General features: G+C 43.2%; 18 protein-coding genes. 8 read left to right on the top strand and 10 right to left on the bottom strand.

From position 1 onward, the window contains the following. Positions 1 to 51: 51 nt before the first annotated feature. A complete protein-coding gene (locus AC3CH4_RS23220; RefSeq protein ID WP_488543915.1) occupies positions 52 to 1,434 on the bottom strand; it encodes an MATE family efflux transporter in 1,383 nt (460 codons plus the stop codon). A gap of 406 nt (positions 1,435 to 1,840) precedes the next feature. On the opposite strand from AC3CH4_RS23220, the gene AC3CH4_RS23215 reads away from it, so the two are divergent. Then, positions 1,841 to 2,281, top strand: a complete 441-nt coding sequence (locus AC3CH4_RS23215; RefSeq protein ID WP_488543914.1) for a hypothetical protein — start codon at positions 1,841 to 1,843, stop codon at positions 2,279 to 2,281. 151 nt (positions 2,282 to 2,432) lie between these two features. Continuing rightward, the gene (locus AC3CH4_RS23210) at positions 2,433 to 2,966 is read left to right on the top strand and encodes a hypothetical protein (protein ID WP_123924966.1); all 534 of its coding nucleotides are present in this window, start codon (positions 2,433 to 2,435) and stop codon (positions 2,964 to 2,966) included. An 888-nt stretch (positions 2,967 to 3,854) separates the two neighbouring features. Here the strand turns inward: AC3CH4_RS23210 and gcvP are convergent. The 3 genes from gcvP to AC3CH4_RS23195 form a co-directional block, all read right to left on the bottom strand. Continuing rightward, positions 3,855 to 6,734, bottom strand: coding sequence for an aminomethyl-transferring glycine dehydrogenase (gene gcvP, locus AC3CH4_RS23205; protein ID WP_488543913.1), 2,880 nt, complete (start codon positions 6,732 to 6,734; stop codon positions 3,855 to 3,857). A gap of 89 nt (positions 6,735 to 6,823) precedes the next feature. Next, the gene (gcvH, locus tag AC3CH4_RS23200; protein WP_017074376.1) at positions 6,824 to 7,204 is read right to left on the bottom strand and encodes a glycine cleavage system protein GcvH; all 381 of its coding nucleotides are present in this window, start codon (positions 7,202 to 7,204) and stop codon (positions 6,824 to 6,826) included. A gap of 51 nt (positions 7,205 to 7,255) precedes the next feature. Continuing rightward, complete coding sequence (locus AC3CH4_RS23195) at positions 7,256 to 8,548, bottom strand: serine hydroxymethyltransferase (protein ID WP_017079171.1); 1,293 nt, start codon at positions 8,546 to 8,548, stop codon at positions 7,256 to 7,258. Positions 8,549 to 8,989: 441 nt separating this feature from the next. On the opposite strand from AC3CH4_RS23195, the gene AC3CH4_RS23190 reads away from it, so the two are divergent. The 3 genes from AC3CH4_RS23190 (at position 8,990) to AC3CH4_RS23180 (ending at position 12,567) form a co-directional block, all read left to right on the top strand. Further along, positions 8,990 to 9,613, top strand: coding sequence for a helix-turn-helix domain-containing protein (locus AC3CH4_RS23190; protein WP_017082298.1), 624 nt, complete (start codon positions 8,990 to 8,992; stop codon positions 9,611 to 9,613). Between the two features lie 494 nt (positions 9,614 to 10,107). Next, entirely contained in the window at positions 10,108 to 11,241 is a 1,134-nt protein-coding gene (gene gcvT, locus AC3CH4_RS23185; protein ID WP_488543912.1) for a glycine cleavage system aminomethyltransferase GcvT, read from the top strand. A 264-nt stretch (positions 11,242 to 11,505) separates the two neighbouring features. Next, the gene (locus AC3CH4_RS23180; protein WP_488543911.1) at positions 11,506 to 12,567 is read left to right on the top strand and encodes a S1 family peptidase; all 1,062 of its coding nucleotides are present in this window, start codon (positions 11,506 to 11,508) and stop codon (positions 12,565 to 12,567) included. A 116-nt stretch (positions 12,568 to 12,683) separates the two neighbouring features. Here the strand turns inward: AC3CH4_RS23180 and AC3CH4_RS23175 are convergent, their stop codons facing one another. Continuing rightward, positions 12,684 to 13,010, bottom strand: a complete 327-nt coding sequence (locus AC3CH4_RS23175) for a hypothetical protein (protein WP_171310550.1) — start codon at positions 13,008 to 13,010, stop codon at positions 12,684 to 12,686. A 201-nt stretch (positions 13,011 to 13,211) separates the two neighbouring features. Between AC3CH4_RS23175 and AC3CH4_RS23170 the strand changes: the two genes are divergently transcribed. Further along, positions 13,212 to 13,529: a helix-turn-helix transcriptional regulator gene (locus AC3CH4_RS23170; protein WP_004730913.1), complete on the top strand. Its 318-nt coding sequence runs from the start codon at positions 13,212 to 13,214 to the stop codon at positions 13,527 to 13,529. 204 nt (positions 13,530 to 13,733) lie between these two features. Here the strand turns inward: AC3CH4_RS23170 and arfB are convergent, their stop codons facing one another. Next, entirely contained in the window at positions 13,734 to 14,144 is a 411-nt protein-coding gene (gene arfB, locus AC3CH4_RS23165) for an alternative ribosome rescue aminoacyl-tRNA hydrolase ArfB (RefSeq protein WP_171328535.1), read from the bottom strand. Positions 14,145 to 14,231: 87 nt separating this feature from the next. Between arfB and AC3CH4_RS23160 the strand changes: the two genes are divergently transcribed. Continuing rightward, complete coding sequence (locus AC3CH4_RS23160; protein ID WP_065206072.1) at positions 14,232 to 14,837, top strand: beta-phosphoglucomutase family hydrolase; 606 nt, start codon at positions 14,232 to 14,234, stop codon at positions 14,835 to 14,837. A gap of 36 nt (positions 14,838 to 14,873) precedes the next feature. Here AC3CH4_RS23160 and AC3CH4_RS23155 read toward each other — a convergent pair whose 3' ends face one another. From AC3CH4_RS23155 to AC3CH4_RS23140, 4 genes are all read right to left on the bottom strand, one after another. Next, the gene (locus AC3CH4_RS23155) at positions 14,874 to 16,778 is read right to left on the bottom strand and encodes a sensor domain-containing diguanylate cyclase (RefSeq protein WP_488543910.1); all 1,905 of its coding nucleotides are present in this window, start codon (positions 16,776 to 16,778) and stop codon (positions 14,874 to 14,876) included. Positions 16,779 to 17,015: 237 nt separating this feature from the next. Further along, complete coding sequence (locus AC3CH4_RS23150; RefSeq protein ID WP_488543909.1) at positions 17,016 to 18,764, bottom strand: formate--tetrahydrofolate ligase; 1,749 nt, start codon at positions 18,762 to 18,764, stop codon at positions 17,016 to 17,018. Positions 18,765 to 19,057: 293 nt separating this feature from the next. Continuing rightward, a complete protein-coding gene (locus AC3CH4_RS23145) occupies positions 19,058 to 20,362 on the bottom strand; it encodes an inosine/guanosine kinase (RefSeq protein WP_054546914.1) in 1,305 nt (434 codons plus the stop codon). Between the two features lie 142 nt (positions 20,363 to 20,504). Further along, positions 20,505 to 20,981 (bottom strand): CreA family protein, encoded by a 477-nt coding sequence (locus AC3CH4_RS23140; RefSeq protein WP_017088239.1) that lies wholly within the window; start codon positions 20,979 to 20,981, stop codon positions 20,505 to 20,507. A 248-nt stretch (positions 20,982 to 21,229) separates the two neighbouring features. On the opposite strand from AC3CH4_RS23140, the gene AC3CH4_RS23135 reads away from it, so the two are divergent. Then, positions 21,230 to 21,724 (top strand): hypothetical protein, encoded by a 495-nt coding sequence (locus AC3CH4_RS23135; RefSeq protein ID WP_372290093.1) that lies wholly within the window; start codon positions 21,230 to 21,232, stop codon positions 21,722 to 21,724. Positions 21,725 to 21,749: the final 25 nt, after the last annotated feature.

The following is a 21,749-nucleotide window of genomic DNA, read 5'->3' as shown; positions in this document are numbered from 1 at the left end:
TATTGCCGAGTAGCAATAACGCGCTTTTTTGTATTAGCTTAATGATTTGTCTTAGTTTACCAATGGAGTACTTGCTGGTGGCAAGCCACGCTTCTTAATCACGTATCGCAAGCGAATTAGCATCAGCGTCGCTGAAACGCTTAATCCCGTTAGGATACCAATCCAAAAGCCTTCTTCACCCATTGCTGGAACAATATGGTCTGTTAGTCCTAGCACCATGCCGAGTGGCAGTGCCAAGCCCCAATATGAAGCGATGGCTAAGATCATTGGGATCTTAGTGTCTTTATAGCCACGTAATGCACCGTTAGCCGATGTTTGTAATGCATCGCTGAATTGGTACATCGCCGTAAAGGTCAACAATACCGCTGCTGTAGCGCTTATTGCAGGGTCGGTGGTGTAAAGCCTAATGATCCACTCAGGGAACAGTAAGAACATCGCTACTGAAAGAAGCGAGATTAATGCTGCAACTAAGATACCGACTTTGCTGCGTTCAATTGCGCCGAGTTCATCTTTCTCGCCTAGTGCATGCCCAACACGAATTGTAATGCCAAATGAGATACTCATTGGAATCACGTAAGTCAGGCTCGATATATTCAGAGCAATTTGCGCCGCTGCCACGTTCTCTGCACCAATACGACCAATCATCAGAGCGATTACCGCAAAGATACTGCCACATACCGCGATGTTCATCCCGATAGGTAAACCTAATCTTAGAAGGTGAAGCATCTCTTTTGCTTTTGGCTTCGCGTCTGCAAAGCTAATAATGGTCTTGTAGTGGTGATGGCCTTTAATGTAGGAATACAGCATTCCCGACATTAACCAATACACCAAACTTGTTGCCCAACCACAACCTACAGCGCCCATTTCAGGGAAGCCGAACTTTCCGTAGATAAGCACGTAGTTAACAGGAATATTAACCAACAAACCAACCACCGAAATGATCATCGGCACTTTGGTGTTGTTCATACCCTCACAGAAGCCATTCAAGGTGTAGAACAGGGCAATACCCGGTACACCAAAGGCTAGGGCAAATGCATAGTCACTGCCAATTGGAATGATCTCAGCGGCTACGCCAATCCATTCTAAGATCGGTTTCGCACTCACCAAGTAAGCGATCAGCAGTACGCTCGCGATTAATGCCAACCAAACCATCTGGAAGAACTCGACAGAGATACTTTGAAAGTCGCGTGCGCCGCGGTGGTAAGCGACAACAGGCGTTAACGCCATAATCACGCCACGCAGTAACAGCAACACAGGAATCCAAAGGCTGGTGCCAAGTGCAATAGCGGCGAGATCGGCAGGGCTTACTTGGCCAGCCATTGTCGTATCGACAAATCCCATCGCTTGGGTAGCTACTTGAGTCAAAATGATTGGAATCGAAAGATGCATAAGCGCACCTGATTCACGAGTAAAAGGACGAAATTTCGTTAGCATGGAAGTTCACAACACCAATATAAATACACGAATGATGGCAGGATGGCCGGTGTGCATTTTAGGATGTGCCCCGTTGGGCGGGCGACAATATAAACACCTTACCGTATAGGGTCAAGCTTTGGATTTATAGAGTTTCACTTGCTCCGAGATACGGATAGGTTCTGATGGTCAAAACACAGCACCAACGCACGTAAGTTAATGATTTAGTGGGAATCATTCGAGAAAGATAAATTCTATATTTGCCACGCTAATCACTAAGCTAACGGTATAAGTGATTGTTATGAAAAGACAAAGGCTAGTACAATTGATGGCATAATAAACTAGATAGAAAACTTTGTATTTATATGCGGGATTTTTCTTTCTAAGAACTGTTATAACGCAGTTGAGTTCATCAGCAAGAGGTAGTATGGATATTCAAATTTTAGTAACTGTCCTATCGGGTGTAAGTGTTTTTATTTTTGGGCAAATAGTACTAAAGCTCTTTATTGAACCCGTTGTTACTCTAAAGGCTACATTTGGTGAAATTTCAGGGTTGTTTCTACGAGAGCAACCAAAAATAATTGGCGCAGTCGCTAAAAGTGAAACTCGTGAGGATATGTTCAGGTTCGCTTCATTGTTGTTGGCGCAAAAGAGTGCAATTCCTTTATATTGCTTTACTCGTTTGTTGTTTGGTTTGCCTAGTGAGAAGGCATTGGTATCGGCAGCTTGTTCGTTGAATCTTCTAGGCTCAATAACTAACGAGAAAGCGCTTGATATTGCGGGCAAAAATAAGTACGAGTTTGTGCTCGAATCAATGAAAAACATATCTAATAAGCTAAAAATCATCACTGATTACACAACGTTATAACAAGTTATTTAAGAGTGATTCACCACGCTTGGTATTCTTGGTTTAAGTCTAGTTCGGCGTTTACGGCGTCCAAATAAAGTGTAGTGTTGGTGTGGCGTCACCTTAATTGGAGGTGATGAGTTTTAGCAAGGTACAGCACTTTGAGGTAAGAATGAAAGAAGTCTTCACAATTGTAGCATCTAGTAGCGTCTTGCTTGGGTTGATAGCGTATTTAATCAAATCTGTAGTCAAACAATACCTAGACAAAGATTTGAAGGTGCATGAAGCTCAATTACAAGCAAAAGCTGAGTTGCAACTTACTAAGTTCAAAGATGATCTTGAAAGAGATAGAACAAGGGTTCAAATCTCCTATAGTGGTATATTTGAGCGACAAGCTAATGTCATTATTGAACTTTATAGTAAAGTTATAGCGCTAGAAGGGCGATTGAATGACGGTATCTCAACCCCAGATACGAGAGAAGAATTTCATGATTTAGTGCTCCAGTTTCGCGCTTATTATCACGAAAATAGAATATTACTTCCCGAAATTCTTGATGGTCTAGCTGGTGAAATATTAGGATTTGCGATCAACATATATTCTGAATCATCGGGTGGGAAAGTACCACAAGATCTGTACTTTGCAATGAAGGATGCCAAAGACGAAGCCATTCGTAATATAAGGCGCCTTTTGTCCACAAACTCATAACAAACCACTATGGCGCCAACACCAATTTGGCGCTATCTATCTTGTCCATACCATCACTGCTTAGTTTCAAACCCAGTGCGATATAAGCCTCTCACTGCCACAAAGCCAGCAGAAAAACAAAAAGACCAATCCCAAGCGTGACTTTTAAAAGCAAGCCAAGAGGGGCCCCACCTTTTGGTGCTTTGTTGCAACATCCCATAATTGTTTCCTCATTCATCGTTGGATTCATTTCACCTTAAACCTTTCCCTTACGGTAAGGTCAATGCATTTGTTGACGTTGAATTTCAGAAAACAAAAAGGCGAACCGTTTGGTTCGCCTTTTGTTATGTTTTTCAGCTTAGCGTCGTGGTCAAAAGTGAACAATACAACGTAGACTGTTATTACCTAGCATTAGCTAGAAATAATATACCAGCTTTCAATATCTTTTCGTTAGAGCGAAAAGCATTCTTCTATGAACTTGTTTCTTAATTTACCAGCAAGTTACATTTCCCCACGCATCTTTGCTACATGTTTGAGTTTCGCTTGTTGGTGACGGATTGTTGTTACAACCAAATGTTGTATCACAGTGCCCTGCAAATACAGTGGTTGATGTAGATAGTAAGATTAGTGCGCATAGTTTTTTCATTTTGATTCTCTTTACTCTTAGAGTGAATTTTCCCATTGAACTATAAATCAACGATTTTAAAATAAAGGGTAACGTCCTTTATTTGGAGTTTATAGTAATTTATTCGAAAATAAAAGAGGCTAGCTGTTTAGGTCAATAATTGCGGAACACTATCTTACGAATGTCTAGTTCAATGTATCAGTAAATACGATTTGTCTAAAAACAAAAAAGCGAACCATTTGGTTCGCCTTTTGTTATGTTTTTCTGCTTAGCGTCGCTACGAATTAGTCTTCGTAGTTGTCGATGCTTGGGCAAGAACAGATTAGGTTACGGTCGCCGTATACGTTGTCTACACGGTTAACTGTTGGCCAGTACTTCGAGTTCTTCGTTGCTTTCGATGGGAAGCAAGCCAGTTCGCGAGAGTAAGGGCGATCCCATTCTGCGCCTGAAATGTCAACTTGTGTGTGTGGTGCGTTCACTAGAGGGTTGTTGTCTAGTGGCCATTCACCCGCTTTCACTGCTGCCATTTCGTGACGGATTGCGATCATCGCTTCACAGAAACGGTCTAGCTCTTCTAAATCTTCTGATTCAGTTGGTTCTACCATTAATGTGCCAGCTACTGGGAAAGACATCGTAGGCGCGTGGAAACCGAAGTCCATTAGACGCTTAGCAATATCTTCTTCGCTGATGCCTGTGTCTTCTTTAAGCGGACGAATATCGATAATACATTCGTGCGCTACGCGTCCGTTAGTGCCACGGTAAAGAACAGGGTAGTGAGGACGTAGTTTCTCCATCACGTAGTTCGCGTTCAGAATCGCTACTTTAGTTGCGTCTGTTAGGCCTGATTCGCCCATCATCGCGATGTAAGCCCAAGAGATAGGCAGGATTGAAGCACTACCTAGATCTGCAGCTGATACCGCGTAATCTGAACCTTGTACACCGTTTTCGATGTGACCCGGTAGGAAAGGTGCTAGGTGCGATTTAACGCCGATAGGACCCATACCCGGACCGCCACCACCGTGTGGGATACAGAATGTTTTGTGTAGGTTCAAGTGAGATACGTCTGAACCGATGAAGCCAGGTGAAGTTAGACCTACTTGAGCGTTCATGTTCGCGCCGTCTAGGTAAACCTGACCGCCCGCTGCGTGTACTTGTTCACACACTTCTTTCACTTGCTCTTCGTATACGCCGTGCGTAGAAGGGTAAGTGATCATGATGCTTGATAAGTTTTCTTTGTGCTTCTCGATTTTCGCTGCTAGGTCTGTCATGTCGATGTTGCCATCTTCATCACACTTAACAACCACTACCTTCATTGAAACCATAGATGCTGTTGCAGGGTTAGTACCGTGCGCAGAGCTTGGAATCAGACAAACGTTACGGTGAGCTTCACCGCGGCTTGCGTGGTAACGTTGAATCGCGATTAGACCTGCGTATTCACCCGATGCACCAGAGTTAGGCTGTAGTGAGAAATCGTCGTAACCAGTGATTTCACATAGCTTCTCTTTAAGATCTTTTGCTAGTGCCGTGTAACCAGCCGCTTGCTCTAGAGGTGCGAATGGGTGAATCGAACCAAATTCAGGCCATGTTACTGGAATCATCTCAGCAGCAGCGTTCAGCTTCATCGTACAGCTTCCCAGAGGGATCATGCCGTGCGTTAGTGAGAAGTCTTTGTTCTCAAGCTGTTTTAGGTAACGCATCATTTGCGTTTCGCTGTGGTGCGTATTGAATACTGGGTGAGTTAGGAACTCTGATTCACGACGGCAGTTTTCTGGAATTGCTGCAAACTCGTTTGATGCAATGTCAGAAGATAGTGCTTGAACGTCTTCTTTCACGTCGAAGATTGCGAACAATGCGTTCACGTCGTCGATCGTTGTTGTTTCATCTAAGCTGATACCGATCTTACCAACAAGTCGACGAAGGTTGATGTCTGCTGCTTGCGCTTTCGCGTACAGTGCATCTGTCTTGTCTTCTGTGTTCAGCGTAATAGTATCAAAGAAGCTGTTGTTCGTTAGCTCGTAACCCGCTTTAGTCAGGCCAGCCGCTAGGATAGCTGTCATGTGGTGTGTACGACGAGCAATAGTACGTAGGCCTTCTGCACCGTGGTAAACCGCGTAGAAAGACGCCATGTTTGCTAGAAGTGCTTGAGCTGTACAGATGTTTGATGTCGCTTTCTCGCGGCGGATGTGTTGCTCGCGAGTTTGCATTGCCATACGTAGCGCTTGGTTACCGTGAGTATCGATTGAAACACCGATTACACGACCTGGCATTGTACGCTTATGCTTTTCACGAGTACCCATGAATGCAGCGTGTGGACCGCCGTAACCCATAGGAACGCCGAAACGTTGCGCTGAACCGATGACTACGTCTGCACCCATTTCGCCCGCAGGCTTAAGTAGAGCAGAAGCAAGTAGGTCAGTTGCAACTGTAACCAGTGTTTTGTTAGCTTGAGCTTTCGCGATGATGTCTGTTAGGTCACGCACTTCACCCGTTGTACTAGGGTATTGAAGAAGCGCACCAAATACGTCTTGCTCTGGCAGTGTTTCAAGAGCACCAACCATTACTTCAAAACCGATGTACTCAGCACGAGTTTTAACAACTTCTAGTGTTTGAGGGTGAACATCGTCAGCAACGAAGAATACTTTGCTCTTGCTTTTGCCAGCACGCTTACACAGTGTCATCGCTTCGCCAGCCGCTGTCGCTTCATCAAGAAGGGATGCGTTCGCGATTTCCATACCTGTTAGGTCCATTACCATTTGTTGGTAATTGAGTAGAGCTTCAAGACGACCTTGAGAAATCTCTGGTTGATATGGTGTGTAAGCTGTGTACCAGCCAGGGTTCTCTAAAACGTTACGTAGAATAACGTTTGGAGTGAATGTGTTGTAGTAGCCTTGGCCAATGAAAGTACGTTTCACTTGGTTTAGGTTAGCGATCTCTTTAAGAGAGGTCAGCATGTCCATTTCGCTCAGTGGCGCGGCAAGTGTCATTGGTTTTTCAAGACGGATTTGTGCAGGAACCGTTTCGTCGATCAGTGCGTCTAAGCTAGTCGCGTTGATCGCTTCAAGCATTTTTTGCTGGTCTGCTTTATTAGGGCCGTTATGACGAGCAACAAACTCGTTTTGAGTACCCAAGTCTTTCAGTAATTGGCTTTGAAGTAATTCAGTCATGATATGTTCTACTTTCTCTCTGGAGCCGTGAGCTAGCCCCTAAAATTAAGCTGCTCACAAGAGCAGCTTTATCGTAATGAGGTTACCTATTAGTCTTCTTCTACAGAGCTTAGGTATTCTTCCGCATCTTTAAGGTTGTTTAGTTCAGACGCATCAGACATCTTCACTTTAACAATCCAACCACCTTCATAAGATTCTTCGTTAATTAACTCTGGGCTATCTTCTAATTCTTCGTTGATTTCTACGATTTCGCCAGAGATTGGTGCGTAGATATCAGAAGCTGCTTTCACTGACTCAACGAGAGAGAAGCTTTCGCCAGCTTCAATTTCGTCTCCAGTGTCAGGCAGGTCAACAAACACAACGTCACCTAGTAGCTCTTGAGCGTGCTCAGAAATACCGATAGTTACAGTACCGTCACCGTTGTCTTTTACCCACTCGTGGCTGTCTGCAAACTTTAGTGTATTGTCCATTGCTTATTCTCCAAAAATTTATGAGGTTTTAATTTAAATCTTAAAAACGGTTTAACGGTAAAGAGGGAAGCGCTTGCAAAGCTCTTTAACTTGCTTGCGAACACGTTGCTCAACTTCGGCATTGCCTTCAGGGCTTTCAACTAAGCCATCAAGTACATCGCCGATCCATTCACCGATAAGTTTGAATTCTTCAGTGCCAAAACCACGAGTGGTTCCAGCTGGCGTGCCTAAACGGATACCAGAAGTAATCATAGGCTTCTCTGTATCGAATGGTATGCCATTTTTGTTACATGTGATCCCAGCACGCTCTAACGCTTCTTCTGTTACGTTACCTTTCAAGCCTTTAGGGCGAAGGTCAACCAGCATTAGGTGTGTGTCTGTTCCGCCTGTCACAATGTCACAACCGCGAGTTTGCAACACTTCAGCGAGAACTTTTGCGTTATCGATCACTGAATCAATATAAGTATTAAATTCTGGGCCAAGAGCTTCGCCAAACGCGACTGCTTTCGCTGCGATAACGTGCATTAGTGGGCCGCCTTGTAGGCCTGGGAACACTGCAGAGTTAATCTTTTTGTTGATGTCTTCGTGGTTAGTCAGAATCATGCCGCCGCGTGGGCCGCGAAGTGTTTTGTGCGTTGTTGTGGTTACAACGTGTGCGTGTGGTAGTGGGCTCGGGTGAGCACCTGTCGCGATAAGACCCGCGATGTGTGCCATATCGACCATTAGGATAGCGCCAACTTCGTCAGCGATTTCACGGAACTTAGCGAAATCAATAACGCGTGGGATAGCACTACCACCAGCAATAATCATTTTAGGTTGGCTTTCGATAGCTAAAGTACGAACTGCTTCGTAATCGATTTCTAGAGTATCGCGGTCTACGCCATATTGAACGGCATTGAACCATTTACCAGACATTGCAGGGCGTGCACCGTGTGTAAGGTGACCACCAGCGTCAAGAGACATACCCAAAATAGTGTCGCCAGGTTGAAGCAGAGCAAGTTTAACTGCACCGTTTGCTTGAGCGCCTGAGTGAGGCTGTACGTTTACGTATTCGCATTTGAATAGTTGCTTCGCACGTTCAATCGCAATCGCTTCAACTGTATCTACATGTTCACAACCACCGTAGTAACGGCGGCCTGGGTAGCCTTCTGCGTATTTGTTTGTTAGGCAAGTGCCTTGAGCTTGCATTACTGCTTTAGAAACGATGTTCTCAGAAGCAATAAGTTCGATTTGTTCATTTTGACGAGTGTTCTCTGCTTGGATGCCAGCAAATACTGCGTCGTCAGTACCAGATAGGTTCGTAGTGAAAAAACTGTCTAAGCTATGGTTTTGGTAAGCGTTCATTGTCGAGACCTTTCATTAAGCTAATGGTGATTATTTTTATAGTCCATTAGGTCTTACGTTGATTTCTGCATCGGTATCGTTTGCGCTATATAGGTATAGATAAACGTGAATTGCGTTATAAATATACTCTTACAGCGTCTAAGCGATCGTTGTAGGGTCAATGCAGCACGAATTGTTTCCCAAAAAGTTCGGGTAAAAAACAGCTCTTACAAATGTTAAATCTATCATTTGCTGCAAGCTGAAGTAGCATCTCTTCATCTAACAAGTCGATAACATAGCTCCGATAAAATCAATTTTCAACAAAAATTTCCAATAGGAAACAACTTTTCTTGTTTTGCTACGGGGAGCACGCTTTATTTCTCTGTGTGCTCTTTAATCAACAAAGCGCTTCATGCAACAATGAAATTAATAGACAGGAAGCAAGAATTTAATGAGGGACCTATGTCAGAAGACATTTATGATGAGTACCCATCTTTAACGTTGGCGAAGGAAACGTTAGACCAGAATATCGAACCACTTAGGCTTGGCCAGCGCATTAAAGATATCCGCGGCAAGCTTGGGATTACGTTAGAAGAAGCGAGCCAACGTACTGGTTTAGCTCGCTCTACGCTCAGCAAAATTGAGAACGAGCAAATCTCTCCAACCTTCCAAGCGATGCAAAAGCTAGCGATGGGCTTACAAATAAATATGCCCCAACTGTTTGAGCCACCAAGGAAAAAGGTCGCAACAGGGCGTCGTGACTTAACTAAGGCCGGTCAAGGTAAACCTCACCCAACCCCAACGTACGAGCATGAACTGCTTGCAACAGAGCTGTCTAATAAGAAGATGATGCCCTTTAAGAGTCGCGTGAGAGCGCGTACTTTTGAAGAGTATAACGATTGGGTACGTCACGACGGTGAAGAGTTTTTGATGATCATCTCTGGTGATGTGATGTTCTACTCAGAATTCTACGAACCTGTGCCAATGAGTGAAGGTGATAGCATGTATTACGATGCCAATATGGGTCACATGCTTATCTCGACCAGCGCAGAAGACGCGCTCATTTTGTGGGTGACAGCAAAATAAATTAACAAAGTTGGAATTTCTTATAGTGAATGCAACCGTTTGCTATTGTTTCTTACGTTAGCCAACAGACGCGATATTGATTTGATAATCATCAATATCGCGTTTTTGTATGCATCGAAAAATTGTTTTTAAATTGTTAAATGTCACATTTTGAGCTGTTTTACTATTGTTAAGGGTGTAAAACTGACTCAGGCTTGTTTATTATAGTGAACACGGTTTACTCATGTTGATTGAAGTTTACTGAAGTGAATTCTTAGAAAGTGACTTGTAGAGCTTTTGTACAGCTAACCTGATTTATCAAGCTAACGATATAAGCCTATATAAAAGACATCACTTTTTACTATCTACTGTTTCTAAGGTTAAGACGTCAAGGTGACTAACGCGAATACGCTGAGGTGACTAATGATGAGACTTATCGTTAGAGGCGACTCTAAATAGAGATATAAGCGGCAGACTTGACTTTGGACAGCCTGCAACGCTTCATGGAGAAGAAAATGACTCAAGAACACGCTAATCAAGACCTACTAACAACACCACTGCATGCACTTCATGTTGAAGAGGGTGCAAAAATGGTTCCTTTCGCTGGCTACGATATGCCAGTTCAGTATCCACTAGGTGTAAAGAAAGAGCACTTACACACTCGTGATGCCGCCGGTCTTTTTGATGTTTCTCACATGGGGCAACTTCGTCTTCATGGCGTAAACGCAGCTGCTGTCTTAGAATCTTTGGTTCCTGTAGATATTATTGACCTTCCTTCTGGTAAGCAGCGCTATGCGTTCTTTACTAATGAACAGGGCGGCATTATGGATGATCTGATGGTTGCTAACCTAGGCGATCACCTATTTGTTGTTGTGAACGCAGCATGTAAGACACAAGATATCGACCATCTAACTGCGCACCTTCCTGCTGACGTAGAAATGGAAGTGATTGATGATCGTGCTCTATTAGCACTTCAAGGCCCTAAAGCGTCTGAAGTTCTTGCTCGTTTCCAACCAAGCGTTGCTGACATGCTGTTCATGGATGTTCAAAAAGTCGATATCGATGGCGTTGAATGCATCGTAAGCCGCAGTGGTTACACGGGTGAAGATGGCTATGAGATTTCAGTACCGAACGATCACGCAGAAGCGCTAGCGCGTAAGCTAACTGCAGAAGCTGAAGTAGAGTGGATCGGCCTTGGCGCTCGTGACTCACTTCGTCTTGAGTGTGGTCTATGTCTATACGGTCATGACCTAGATACAACAACTACTCCAGTAGAAGCTAGCCTTCTATGGGGTATTCAAAAAGTTCGTCGTACTGACGGTGAACGTGCAGGCGGTTTCCCTGGCGCTGATATCATCCTCGAGCAAATCGCAACGAAAGATGTTCAACGTAAGCGTGTTGGTCTAGTGGGTCAAACTAAGGCTCCAGTACGTGAAGGCGCTGAGTTGTTCGATGCTGAAGACAACAAGATTGGCGTTGTAACAAGTGGTACAGCGGGCCCTAACGCTGGCAAGCCTGTTTCTATGGCGTACGTTCGTACAGACCTAGCAGTAATTGGCACTGAAGTCTTCGCTGACGTTCGTGGCAAGAAACTACCAATGACAGTAGAAAAAATGCCTTTCGTGCCTCAACGTTACTACCGTGGCTAATCTCTTTTAAGAGAAACCATTAAGCTAAATGAAAGCCTATTGTTTACCTCTTTATAATAAGATGTTTGACAGTAGGCTTTTTTGTATTTGGTAACGTACATAACTTTGAGTATTGGCTAAAGGCACGTCGTCTGAAATTTCGTTTATAAAATGAGAGATGTGGCCATATCGTTACAAATACTTACTATACTCAGGGTTATGCCGTGTTATGGTGGCCACATATCATTTTTATAAATAAGTCGTAGTGGTTACAAGGAGTTAACTATGAATGTGAACTATACAGTGAGTCCGGTTCGTAAAGCCGTTTTAGTGCTATTAGCACCGTTGATTTATACATCTAGTGTATTGGCGACGGAAAACACGGCCGAGAGTGCTCCTGATGTGGGTGTCACACCTTATATCGTGAATGGTAGCAATGCTTCGGTCACTGAGTTTCCTTCGATGGCGAGCTTGTTCATTGATCGTATTGATTATGACGGTGTTTACTCTACAGGCCCTTACTGTGGAGCAACAATTTTAGATAACTATCATGTATTAACGGCTGCTCACTGTATTTATGATGACGAGAATGCTCAACTTTTCACTGTAGTTGTTCCGCAATTACAAGATACCTCTTTATTCCCAAGTGGCGGTGTCCAGAAAGTTCGAGTATCTGACGTTTATTATCGTAGTGACTATTCAGACCTCGAAGCCAATCTTTTGCCGAACGATATCGCTATTTTGAAGTTAGAATCATCTCTTGGTTTGACTTCATCCTCAGAAACTCAAATTCCTGATTTCGAAACATATCGCGATATTAATAACAGTTTTGTTGCAGTAGGACACGGTAATACAAAATCAGGAGAGGACAGCACTACTTTGTTGCAAAAAGTAGACCTGACATATGTTGATACTCTTAATTGTAAAGCTGTCTTCGGTCCGTTAGTCACTGATAAACAAATTTGTTTCAATGGTAATGGACCTGATAATGGCCTATACGGTGGTACATGCCAAGGCGATTCCGGTGGTCCGGTATTTTGGAAAAATGGCTCTACATATGAACAGGTCGGTATAACGAGTTTTGGACCGACCACTTGTGGTGCTGGCATCGGTGTTACATCGGTATTTACAGAGATATATGACTATAAAGATTGGATAACTGATGTGACTAATGGAGTAATCGATAGCGCTGAAACTGTCCAATTTACCGCGACAGAAGCAAAACGAGTTGCTGTTGCTGGTAGAAGTTCTTCATCTGGCTCTGGTAGCAGTGGTGGTAGTGTTTCATTTGGTTTGCTAGGGATGCTGATGTTGTTCGCGGGTCTTAGAAAAGCTGTGTTACGTTAAAGCTTCAATGTTCTGAACAAGTCGACGCTTTATCTAACGATAGCGTCGACTTTTTTATGTCTGCAGGTTTAGCTGTTTAGTTATTTACTCGCTTAGTTGCTTAGTTGCTTAGTTGCTTAGTTGCTTAGTTCTACAACTGCTTTACGGCTGTACCTTTCTAGAATCTCGTCCATCTCTTTTATTGCATCGTTGATGCTTTTAATACCGCCTTGCGCGACATCTTTTTCATCTTGGTTCAACGCCGAAAAAGCCTGTCTTAATTCCTTGTCTTCCAACATGTTCCCGTGTAACAACACTTCTTTGTAGGTGAGTAGCCTATGCTGTACCGCGATAATTTGACTGCGGGTATTGTCTGATTCTAAAGCGTGCTTTATGCAAGGAAATGCCAATGTATAACGATTCGCAATTTCCAATTTGACGTCTTCATTATTCGCAATTTGCAATTTTTCTTATTTCCCAACACTTGAATATTCAAGTTTAGTAGCCTGTACGCTCACGACCGATCTAAGTGTCAAAGTTTATGAAACGTAACGTTTTTTAATAATCGAATAATATGCCTTTAATGGCGTATGTAAACCGTTGCGAGTCAATATGGTCTGCTTCTTGCTGAAATTAGGTCATAACTGTCTATTGAGGATAAGCTTATGTCACAAGAACCCATAATCATGGCGCTGATTGATCGCAGGAAGCTCGCCAATTTGTCCCAGGAAAAATTAGCCTCAAGTGCGGGAATGAGCTTAAAAACCTACCAACGAATCGAGCGTGGTGAAGCTGATATCAAAATGTCTCAGTATCGTTCGCTCACTAGGACGTTGAAAGTTACCGATTTGGATGTAGTACTGGATGTTGTTGGCGCATCACAAGCGACAGCGGAAGATGTAGCGGCGGTCAGTCGTTTACTGACCAGCGAAGAGCGCATGTTGTTAATCAAGCTGATTTTGTCGGTCAAAAAACAGCAGTAGAGTTTTGTTCCATTAGGTTATTTTGGAATACCTAGCTTTCTAATACCTAGATTGCGCATGCCTAGCGTTCGAACTAATAGGCTTCGAATCAATACTTCGAACAAATGCCCTGCGAATAAATAGCGTTGGGTATCGTTTTTGTTCAAGCAAATAGAGTTAGAACGGCTGTTTGATGGGTGACGTGTTCACTGATGAAATCAAAAATTATTCTACTCTTCCACGCAGTTGCTTGGTGGAGCTTCTTTGTTTCTTTCCTTCTAAACGTCTTTTCTGAGAGCCACGCGTCGGTTTAGTTGCTCGTCTTACTTTTTGAACTTTTGTTGCTTCCAAGATCAGTTCTTTCAAACGCACCAAAGCATCGTCACGGTTTTGTTCTTGAGTTCTATACTGCTGCGCTTTAATGATAATTACTCCATCTTTCGTGATGCGGCTATCTTTGTGCGCTAACAGTCTTTCTTTATAGAAATCAGGTAGTGTGGAGTGATTAATATCAAAACGTAAGTGTATCGCGCTCGATACTTTATTGACGTTTTGACCGCCAGCTCCTTGTGCTCTGATCGCAGTTAACTGGATTTCCCAGTCTTGAATTGAAACAGAGTTAGATATTTGTAACATAAACATCCATTTTGAACGGTAATATGGGGTCATGATACTGAATATTGGTTATGGTATCAGTAACTTTCTCAAACAGTGGTAGTAGTGATGAAAATAGATTTAACGGCATATGATGGATTAATCTTTGATATGGATGGTACGTTGATCGATACGATGCCAGCACATGTAAAGGCGTGGCAGCAAACGGCTGAAGAATTCGGTTTTCATTTTGAAGCGTCTTGGCTGCATAGCTTAGGTGGCATGCCGAGTTATAAGATCGCCAGTGAAGTGAACAGTAAGTACGGTTTATCGCTCGACCCACAAGCGGTTTCTACGTTTAAGATGGCGTCGTTTGCGGCTATTGAAGATAAAGGGGATATTATCCCTTGTACGCATTCTCTGTTGTTAGAGCATTTAGGCAGCAAAAAGATTGCGGTTGGAACGGGCAGCCAACGTAAAAGTGCCGAACAGTTGTTGGACAAAACAGATATCTTGAGCAAGCTCGATATCCTAGTGACAGCAACAGATGTTAAGAATCACAAACCCAATCCAGATACCTTCTTAGATGCGTGTTTTGGTATGGGATTACAGCCAAAGCAGTGTGTTGTGTTTGAAGATACGAACTTAGGTAAACAAGCCGCTCATGCTGCGAAGATGGATTGCATTCTGGTGGTAGAAGGGAACAAGTTAGAGTTTTACCCGGCCCCAAGTTGATCGAGAGCCTAACAAGAGTGCTTGTACTATCTTTTGTTAGGCTATTTCACTTATTTCTTTGTCTAGGAATAAGCATACATTGTTTCTACCTGCTGCTTTAGCTTCGTATAACGCTAAATCAGCGCACTTGTAGTTCAGTGCTGGATCATTGGTGATGTTAGTAATGCCGCCACTCACAGTGACTACGTTATCGAGTTCAAGGCTGACTGCAATTCTCAGCCTGTTGAGAACGTATTCAGCTCCTTCCGTTGTGGTGTGAGGAAGAATAACACCAAACTCTTCGCCACCAATGCGAGCAACAAAATCTGTTTCACGGCATTCACGCTGAAGTACTTGAGCGACTGTTTGAATGACTCGATCACCGTAGTCGTGCCCAAATCTGTCGTTAATGCGTTTGAAGTAGTCAATATCCAAGATAGCTAAGCAAGATTGCTCGCGAGTAGGGTAACGATTAACACGAGAACATTCGTCGCGAAGTTCAAGGTCAAATTTTCTTCGATTCCAGCAACCAGCTAATGCGTCCTTTTCACTTAGATTTCTGAGCTTTTTCTCGAGTTCTTTGTGTTTACTAATATCGACAAAAGAAGCGACGTAAAACTGAATCACATCTTTCGAATCTTTGATGGTTTGGATTCGTAGTATTTCGGTAATCAATGAACCGTCTTTGCGACGATTTATCACTTCTCCCTCCCACATGCCTTTCTTCTGGATTACGCTCCACATCTTGATGTAGAACTCCTGATTATAGCGCCCAGAGGCAAACATCGATGGTTGGCGACCTTTTACTTCTTCCAGTTCGTAGCCACTGACTCGAGTAAATTCTTGGTTAACTTTAATGATTCGGTTATTTCTGTCGGTAATGACCAGTGCAGACATACCGTTCATTGCTGCTTTGGCCAGTTGGCTATCTATGCTGTTCTTTTTATGGTTACTGTTCCACAAAACAAAACCAGCAGAGATCATAGAAATTAGGAAAGATAAGGTGATGACCTGCACGAATATGGCTTGTTTTTCTTGTAGGTACTGGCTGCTGAACAGTTGGTTTTCAACATGAAGAACCAAATAAATTGGTCCTTCAAATTGCTTTATTTTAGGGCTGATATCTGAGTGGAAATACCAGTTTTTACCATCAAAGTAGCTAGAAGAGGTATTTTCTTGAATGGCTTTCCAAAGTTCAGGGTAAAGCTTCGCGTAGGTTTTATCTGAACGAGATTCAATAAGATGGCCAAACGATTCTTCGATATCCGGGCCCATGATGACATGTCCGGTCCTGTTAAGAATAACAGGGACGGCGGATGACGTACCGATTTGATAAAGAAGACGGTCGTAGACCTCGAGCATATTCAGGTTAGCGATAAAGTAACCAATAATACGATCTTCTGATGCGACGGGTGTCATTATCCTTAGGGCTGGCATCAAAGGATGGACAACCTCACCATTTTCAATCTCTAAATCGATACCGTTGGAGCTTACGTCTCCAATCTTCAGTCGATGGAGATCTTTAAAGTAGCTACGAGCTGATTTGTTCTGCAGTTTATTCTCAGGAACTATTGTCGCTTTATTGTTGTTGTAATTGATACGGTAAACCTCGTTACCTTCTAGGTCGAGGTAGCGAAGTTGAGAATAGTATTGTTGTCCGCGAGCTAACATCACCCACAAATCTTGCAGAGCTTGTTTATGAACAATTGATGGTTCTTCAATTGCGCGAAGCAACGTTTGAGAGTCTGCGATGGAAGGAACAGAATTAGATATTTGGTCAACAATAACGGCCAGTTCGTGGAAGCTGTATTCAATTTGGTTTTGACTTGATTGCTTAATATTTAGCGTGTGCTGAGCGTCTATCCGATCAAATTCAGAGTTAATATAGAGGGCAGGGACTAGTCCTAGGGCAAAAATGGTACATAGAAATTGGCTGACTAGTTTTTTTATACTCGTATTCATCACTGTCCTCAAAGAATCAGCGCAATACTATATATTTTATGGGGTTTTTAATGTGATCTTGACCCAGAACTTAAAACAAGCTTTGCATATAATTATGGTTTTAGTGCAACTTTTTGCAATTAAGCTTGATTGTTGAGCAATCACTTCGTTAAAAAATGATTGCTCGATATAGAACGACGATCTGAAACTTGAGCCCAATTAATCGCGATTAATTGCCGTTTATCTAGCTATGAGCAGCTAGCTTAGGCCGATAATATTTCCATTGCTATCAATATCTAATGACATGAAAGCCGGTTTATCAGGTAAACCTGGCATGGTCATTACGTTGCCGCACAAAGCGTAGATGAAGCCTGCACCAGCACATAGTTTTAACTCTCTAACGGGTACGTCAAACTGAGTGGGTGCACCCTTTATTTGAGCTTCTGTTGAAATCGATAATGGCGTTTTTGCCAAACAAACCGATAGGTCGCTATAGCCGTGTTGGTTGAACTCAGTCAGTTGCTTTCTTGCCAGTGGTGATAGCGAAATACTTGCTGCGCCGTATCCGACTTCAGCGACTGCCATCAGTTTCTCTTCTAAGCTTTGCTCAGAGTAGTACAAAGGCTTAAATTTACTCTCTGTTTTGCATGCTTTTACCACGGCGTGAGCCAACTGAGTTGTACCTTCACCACCTTGACCAAAGGCTTCACTTACTTCAACGCTGACACTTGGGTCAAAGTCGGTGATCATTTGTTTCAAAGCATCGATCTCTTGAGCAGAATCTTGTGGGAATTGGTTAATTGCTACTACCGTTGGCACTTGGTATTGCTTAACATTGTTGATATGCCATTTAAGGTTTTCGAAGCCCGCGGCTAGGGCGTCTTGGTCATCATTAAAAATCGAATCCGGTAACGGAGTGCCTGGTCTTAAATCGTATAATCCAGAGTTCGCCTTTAATCCGCGTAATGTAGCTACAACGACTGCGCAATCGGGTTTTTTGTTCGATGCTTTCACCTTTATGTTACAAGCTTTCTCAAACCCCATGTCAGAGCCGAAGCCGCCTTCAGTCACAACAAAATCACTCAGTTTGAGAGCAATCTTATCGGCAATAATTGAAGAGTTACCATGTGCAATGTTAGCGAAAGGCCCCGCGTGTATTAGGGTAGGAACGCCTTCAAGGGTTTGCATCAATGTAGGTTCAATAGAGTCCTTCATCGTTACTGTCATCGCGCCTGCAACGTTGAAGTCTTCTGCGGTTAATGGCGAACCTTGATTGTTGTATGCGAGTACGACACGGCCGATACGCTTGCGTAGGTCTTGTAGATCATCGGCCAGCGCGAGAATAGCCATCAGCTCTGAAGCGGCTGAGATATCAAAACCATCTTCGCGTTCAAGGCCATTAATTGTTTTGTCTGCTTCGTTTTTGCCTACTGTGATCATGCGCAATGCGCGGTCATTGTGGTCGAGTACACGGCGCCACACGATTCTGCTTGGATCGATGTCTAATGATTTTAAGCCAGAGCGCGTTTCAAAGGCTTCTAATCCTTCACGCTGCTCGTGATACAAACGAGCGTCGATAGCGGCAGAGGCAAGGTTGTGAGCGGCTGTTACAGCATGAATATCACCGGTGAGGTGCAAGTTTAATTGTTCCATAGGGGCGACTTGAGAGTAACCACCACCGGCTGCGCCACCTTTAACACCAAAAACTGGGCCCATTGAAGGCTGGCGAATGCAGGCCATCGCAGATTGGTTAATCTTTGCGAGGCCTTGTGCTAATCCAATAGTAGTGACGGTTTTGCCTTCGCCAAGAGGCGTTGGTGTGATAGCGGTCACCACGACCAATTTACCATCTTGTTGGTTGGCGAGGCGTTCAAGTGATGTCAGAGACACTTTAGATTTGTATTGCCCTAATGGCTGATGTTCGTTGTGTTGCAGGCCAGCTTGTTTGGCAACTTCACTGATGTTTTTAAGGGGAGTAGAGCGACAAATATCAATATCAGACAGCATATTTGATCCTTATATCAGAACCGAAAGGTTGTACGTAAACGTTTGCGTGGCGATAGTACTGTATAAATTTGCCAAGTAAAGGCAAACCACACGAATTATGTGCTGGAAGATAACAGATCTAAAGAGTCATTGCGCGAGATCAAATGTTAAACGAGCAAAATATTCGATGTGACTACCTTCAGCTGCAGTTATATTAGTGCTGAATACAAAAAGGGCTGCATATAGCAGCCCTTTAGGAATGGAAAATCTAGCTGGTCATCAACTTTGATGAGTTAACAACCTGGCATGGTTGATTATCGATCCCAGTATGTTTCTTCTAAGCTATCTTCGCGTTCAGGTAGCGCACGAGAAAGGCGAGGAGAGTGCTGAGTTAGCACCTCATAGCTTACGCGGTTTGCGTACTTACAAATTTGAGACAGTGAAGAGTAAGTCAAGCACGCGTGCTCGTGTTTCTCTGAATTCGGTACGTTCACGTGATGGTAACTGTTCGCTGCCATGTCATGTAGAAGTGCCGAAAGCGCGCCATCACCAGCACCGTTTGTGTTTTTAATCTCAAGTGGGCCACCTAAGTAAGGGCCGATGTGAGAGTACACTTTTACTGGGTCTTTACAGTCTTGCTTACGCATCGCACGGCTGAATTCGTATTTGTTAAATTCAGGAATGTTACCCGGTAATAACGGTAGTGTGGTTTCGCGTTTCGCTGGCTCGTCAGTGTAGCCTGCCATGTATAAGCCGACAGGACCCGCAGTGCAGAGAACTAGGTCAACCCACTCAAGCGCTTTGTTCGCCGCTAGCAAAGGATCTTTTTCACCCGTTAATGCTTCACCTTCATCTTCGTTCATTGCGACGATGGTTACGTTCTCTTTCAGGTATTCTTGCCACCATTCAGCGTTACCTTCGATCACGTACTTCGTACCAAGCGTCAGTACAACAGGCACATTGTGCGCTTTCGCGTATTCAATCGCTTTTTGTACCGCTTTTGGCATCGGATCTTCAGGCTTACCGCGCATTAAGTATGAAGACACAACCAATGCAGACGCTTTTTCAAAAATCTGTTCAGGAATACTTTCAGGGAGTAGTTGGTTCATGTGTCCTTCGTTGATCGCAAACGTACGTTCGCCATCTTCGGTAATGAGCGTATAACAACGACCAATTGGACCATCAACGGTTTGTAGGTGGTTTAAGTTCATACGAGAAGAAGTGCGGCAAAGGTAGCGGTAACCAAATGAGCCAACTTCAATCTTCTTAGACATTACGCCAAGCAGGACAGATTTACTGTCTGCAAGTACGGAATAGTTGTGCAATGTATTGCCGATAGTATCGCCAGGGTATTGATGCGTGATCAAACCGCGTTGAACTAATTCTTCATACAGCGCATCTGCTTTACTTTCTTCCAATACTAGTGAGTGACCTTTACTCAGCTCGTATTTTTCTAGGAACGCGTTGTCAACACGGGCCTCGATATCAACAATAGTTTGACCCACACCGACAATTGTTGCGCGGTGAAGCTTAGGTGTTTGTTGAATTTGGTTGACCAACGGATCACGGGCGTGAGTTGGAAAGTAGTGCTTAGATTTACGCTGTCCAGGAAATTTCATATGACAAATACAGTGAAAAAATTTTGCCGCATGATATCACATTTTGTTTCTGTTTCTTTCATTTTTATTACATTTTGAATCACCTGCGCAATGTCTGTACAGGTGATTCAGCTTACTCTTGCTTCAGACCATTCGTGTGAGACTATTCGACTGGAACGAGTGTTGCCGGATCTACGTAAGCCTTTGTACCCCATAGCGGAACGGTTGAAAGGCTATGTTTGAAACTGCCTTCTGTTTCTTTGGTTGTGTAAGACAAGTAAAGCAGCGATTGATTCTCAGCATCGTAGATACGACGAACCTTCATCGTTTTAAAAAAGATACTTTTCGACTGCTTGAATACCACTTCACCTGATTTACTTTTGTCTATTTTAGCAATCATTTCTGGAGTGATTTCGCCCGTTTGACGACAAGATATAGAGCTATCGCTTGGATCAGAAAGGCTAAGATTTGCTTCGATTGATGCAATGTGACAAGTCACACCTTCGATCTTATCATCATCTAAAGATGACATTTTGATATCCTTCATTGTGAAGAATCCCAAAGAGACGTCGCCAACCTCGTTGTCCGAACAGCCTGCTAACATTGTGATGATACCTGCTGCTATTAAGGCTTTTTTCATAAGAAGTCCTTTTTATTTATATAGTTCTGTTTACTATAAGGATATTGAAAGCTTGAATACGAGTGTAGAGCTTTTCACCGAGTTCTTAAAGGATGTTATGAGAGAATGAAAAATATGAAGCATTTAAAGTACTTGTTGGTGTTAGTTATGCTCTGTATCCTTTCTGCATGTAGCTCGGCACCTACGCCGACCATATGTCTTCCAAATAACTGTGATATTTGGGGTTACTAATCTTAGGTACTAAAAGAATGAATAACGAAATACCTGAAAGCGCGCATAAGAAAAACCAATGGCTGTTTAGCCAACTCGACATTGCTTATCCCGCAAAGGAGAGCTTGCTAGGTCGAGAACTTTATCAAAGCAGACTCCCATCCAAGAATTACCAACTCCTCGCTCAAGATCAAATTCCTTCCCAAATTGATGAACTTCATAAAGTCGATTTCCATAAACTGACGGTACTTTTTTCACTTAACCAAGCCAGTGTTTATCACGATGAAACCGAAAGGGCACATATGCTCGAGTTCTTGAGTCAGATTATGTTGTCTGATGAGCATGTTTTATACATTGGTACTCAAAGTGGTGATGTTGTGGCGAGTGCTATTGTCACAGAAGTGGAAGACTCTCTGTTGATCTCCGACGTGATTATTGAAAACGGTCAAGATATCAACGGCTTTGCCAAGCAGTTACATGATTTTTGGGCACAAGATCATGCTTCTCACGATAAAGTGTGGGTCGAGAACTAAAGATTCTTTGAGAAAGCGTTAATCT

The organism is Vibrio sp. QJM3NY_26 (assembly GCF_057786005.1).
Note: the sequence above shows the minus strand (reverse complement) of the source record. Positions and strands in the feature narration are given on the sequence as shown.

Excerpts from the sequence above, each read along its gene's own strand:
- AC3CH4_RS23220 (WP_488543915.1), bottom strand. The coding sequence starts at position 1,434 with ATGCTAACGAAATTTCGTCCTTTTACTCGTGAATCAGGTGCGCTTATG.
- AC3CH4_RS23215 (WP_488543914.1), top strand. The coding sequence starts at position 1,841 with ATGGATATTCAAATTTTAGTAACTGTCCTATCGGGTGTAAGTGTTTTT.
- AC3CH4_RS23210 (WP_123924966.1), top strand. The coding sequence starts at position 2,433 with ATGAAAGAAGTCTTCACAATTGTAGCATCTAGTAGCGTCTTGCTTGGG.
- gcvP (WP_488543913.1), bottom strand. The coding sequence starts at position 6,734 with ATGACTGAATTACTTCAAAGCCAATTACTGAAAGACTTGGGTACTCAA.
- gcvH (WP_017074376.1), bottom strand. The coding sequence starts at position 7,204 with ATGGACAATACACTAAAGTTTGCAGACAGCCACGAGTGGGTAAAAGAC.
- AC3CH4_RS23195 (WP_017079171.1), bottom strand. The coding sequence starts at position 8,548 with ATGAACGCTTACCAAAACCATAGCTTAGACAGTTTTTTCACTACGAAC.
- AC3CH4_RS23190 (WP_017082298.1), top strand. The coding sequence starts at position 8,990 with ATGTCAGAAGACATTTATGATGAGTACCCATCTTTAACGTTGGCGAAG.
- gcvT (WP_488543912.1), top strand. The coding sequence starts at position 10,108 with ATGACTCAAGAACACGCTAATCAAGACCTACTAACAACACCACTGCAT.
- AC3CH4_RS23180 (WP_488543911.1), top strand. The coding sequence starts at position 11,506 with ATGAATGTGAACTATACAGTGAGTCCGGTTCGTAAAGCCGTTTTAGTG.
- AC3CH4_RS23170 (WP_004730913.1), top strand. The coding sequence starts at position 13,212 with ATGTCACAAGAACCCATAATCATGGCGCTGATTGATCGCAGGAAGCTC.
- arfB (WP_171328535.1), bottom strand. The coding sequence starts at position 14,144 with ATGTTACAAATATCTAACTCTGTTTCAATTCAAGACTGGGAAATCCAG.
- AC3CH4_RS23160 (WP_065206072.1), top strand. The coding sequence starts at position 14,232 with ATGAAAATAGATTTAACGGCATATGATGGATTAATCTTTGATATGGAT.
- AC3CH4_RS23155 (WP_488543910.1), bottom strand. The coding sequence starts at position 16,778 with ATGAATACGAGTATAAAAAAACTAGTCAGCCAATTTCTATGTACCATT.
- AC3CH4_RS23150 (WP_488543909.1), bottom strand. The coding sequence starts at position 18,764 with ATGCTGTCTGATATTGATATTTGTCGCTCTACTCCCCTTAAAAACATC.
- AC3CH4_RS23145 (WP_054546914.1), bottom strand. The coding sequence starts at position 20,362 with ATGAAATTTCCTGGACAGCGTAAATCTAAGCACTACTTTCCAACTCAC.
- AC3CH4_RS23140 (WP_017088239.1), bottom strand. The coding sequence starts at position 20,981 with ATGAAAAAAGCCTTAATAGCAGCAGGTATCATCACAATGTTAGCAGGC.
- AC3CH4_RS23135 (WP_372290093.1), top strand. The coding sequence starts at position 21,230 with ATGAATAACGAAATACCTGAAAGCGCGCATAAGAAAAACCAATGGCTG.